2 protein-coding genes are annotated in these 2,384 nt (G+C 69.9%); both read right to left on the bottom strand.

Annotated features, from left to right (window positions below; translation table 11 throughout):
* Positions 1-1,217, bottom strand: a 1,217-nt coding sequence (locus tag VNG13_00230; protein HVA58954.1) for a sugar ABC transporter ATP-binding protein, incomplete at its 3' end; no start/stop codon positions are given.
* A 102-nt stretch (positions 1,218-1,319) separates the two neighbouring features.
* Positions 1,320-2,384: substrate-binding domain-containing protein (locus VNG13_00225; protein ID HVA58953.1), on the bottom strand; the 1,065-nt coding region annotated here is incomplete at its 5' end.

The following is a 2,384-nucleotide window of genomic DNA, read 5'->3' as shown; positions in this document are numbered from 1 at the left end:
CCGCTGAGGGTGGACAGCAGGTGGTCGGGTGAGGGGGGCCGCACGCCGTAGGAGACCAGCAGCTTGGCGACGTGCTCATGCTCGCGGCGGGCGCTCAGCACGCCGTGAGAGAAGAACCGGCTCAGCACCGGCAGGCTGACGTTGTCCCGGACCGTCAGGTGGCCGATGCCCGAGGCGCCGAGGCGGTCCCCCGGTACCAGTGCCATCCCGGCGGCGGCGGCGTGCTCCGGTGTGAGCTGTGCCGCCGCCATGGTGCGGCCGGCGAGCACGATCTCTCCGTGCCGGGCGCGGGTCGCCCCGAACAGGAGATAGGGCACTTCGTTCTGGCCCATCCCCACCAGGCCGGCCAGCCCGACGATCTCACCCTTGTGCACCTCGAAGTCGAGCCCGTCCACGACCTGGCCGGACAGGGAATGGGCCGAGAGCACCACCTCGCCGGGGTGCGCGGCGGCCTCGGGGTAGAGCTGCTCGATCTCCCGGCCCAGGATCATGTGGATGAGCTGCGCCTCGGTCGCCTCGGAGGTGTCCACGGTGCCGACCACCATGCCGTCCCGCAGCACGGTGACCCGGTCGGTGATGGCCTTGACCTCTTCCAGCCGGTGGCTGACGAAGATCACGGCGGTGCCGTGCTCGGCGACCCGCCGCATCGCGGCGAAGAGCGCTTCCACCTCGTTGGCGGGCAGGTAGGAGGTCGGCTCGTCGAGGACGATGACCCCGCCCTCGTGGCTGCTGGCGTCCGACACCGCGCGGGCGATCGCGATCAGCGCCCGCTGGACCGGGGTGAGCATGGACACCGGCTGATCGATGTCGAGGTCCAGGTGGAAACGCTCCAGCGCCTGCCGCACCCGGGCGCGTTCGGCCGCCCAGTCGATGTGCCGGGCGAACCGCGGCTGGTAGCGGTTGACCCGCAGGTTCTCCAGGATGCTGAGCGACGGGATGAGGCCCAGATCCTGGTGGACGAAGCTGAGCGCCAGCCGCTTGGCGGCGCCCGGCGGCACCGGCAGGTGGACGGTTTCCGGGCCGACGGTGAGGGAGGCGCCGGGCTCGGGCGCGTGGAAGCCGGCCAGCACCTTGATGAGGGTGGACTTGCCGGATCCGTTCCGGCCGACCAGGCCGTGGATCTCCCTGCGGTGGACCTGGAGCGACACGTCGTGCAGGGCGAGCACCCCGCCGAAGGACTTCGAGAGCCCGCGTACCTCCAGTGCGACGTCGCTCACGGCCGCCCTACCTCCGTCCCAGCGGTGAACATGCCAGCGATGACGCGCCAGTGACCGCGAGCCCTTGGCGCCAGCGGATGCCGGCGCCAAGGGCTCCTGCGGTCAGCTGCACGCAGCTCCCCAGAGCTTGTCGTACTGGCAGGCGAAGTTGACGGTGCCGTACCAGGTCGACTCGTTGGCGTTGAGGTTGATCGTGGACAGGTTGCCGCGGGTGAACAGGCGCAGCGGCACGTGCTCGTTGGCGACCACGGGCGCGCCGGTGGCGACCCGCAGGATCTCGTCGGCGAGCGCGTAGGCATACCAGTCGTTCGGGCCGCCCACGTCAGCCGACAGCGCGGACTGCTTCGCCAGGTCGTTCTGCATCACGACCGGGGTGGCGTTGAACGACCCGACCTGCACCTTGCGGTTCAGGTTGAGCTGCTGGATCGCCGGCAGCATGTAGATGGTCATGCCGTCGTACAGCGGCAGCATGTAGTTGATGCTGCTGTTGGAGGTCAGCGTCGACCGGGTGACCGTCGGCAGGTTCGTCGCCCAGTCCGGGATCAGCACATTCTGCACCGGCAGCGGGGTCGAGGACGGGCAGTACTGCTTGATCGCGCTCTGGATGCCGCTGACCTCGGCCGCGGACGGCTGCCGGCTGGAGGTGGTGGTGATGATCTGCGGGTAGCCCGTGCAGCCCGAGTCCGCGGCGAACCAGGCGCCGAGGATCTTGCCGACCTGCGGGTAGTCGAACGTGACCTCGGCCACGGCGCCGGTGCCCTGCGGCAGCCCGGGGGTGCCGGTCTGGGCGGTGATCACCTTGATGCCGGCCGCGTTTGCCTGCGTGATGTAGTTGTGGATGAACGTGGTGTCGAGCGCCATCGCCACGATCACGTTCGGCCGGGCGGCGATGTCCTGGGTGAGGCAGCTGGTGATGCCCTCGGGGGTGCCCTTGCCGTCGCAGATATTGGCCTTCACCCCGAGCTTCTGCAGCTGGGCCTGGGCGACCGCGGCCCACTCGTGCAGCGCCGGGATCTCCTCGGTCAGGTTGATCAGGTCAACCGTCTTGCCCTTGGCGGCCTTCGCGTTCACCGGGGCCGTCGGGCCCTGCCAGGTGGGCGGCTGCTCCCACTGCGCCACCGCCTTCTTCGCGAGGGCGATACCCGCGGCATTCGTGGCTGCGGTGGA

The sequence above is a fragment of the Mycobacteriales bacterium genome, assembly GCA_035533475.1.
GTDB lineage: Bacteria > Actinomycetota > Actinomycetes > DATLTS01 > DATLTS01 > DATLTS01.
Note: the sequence above shows the minus strand (reverse complement) of the source record. Positions and strands in the feature narration are given on the sequence as shown.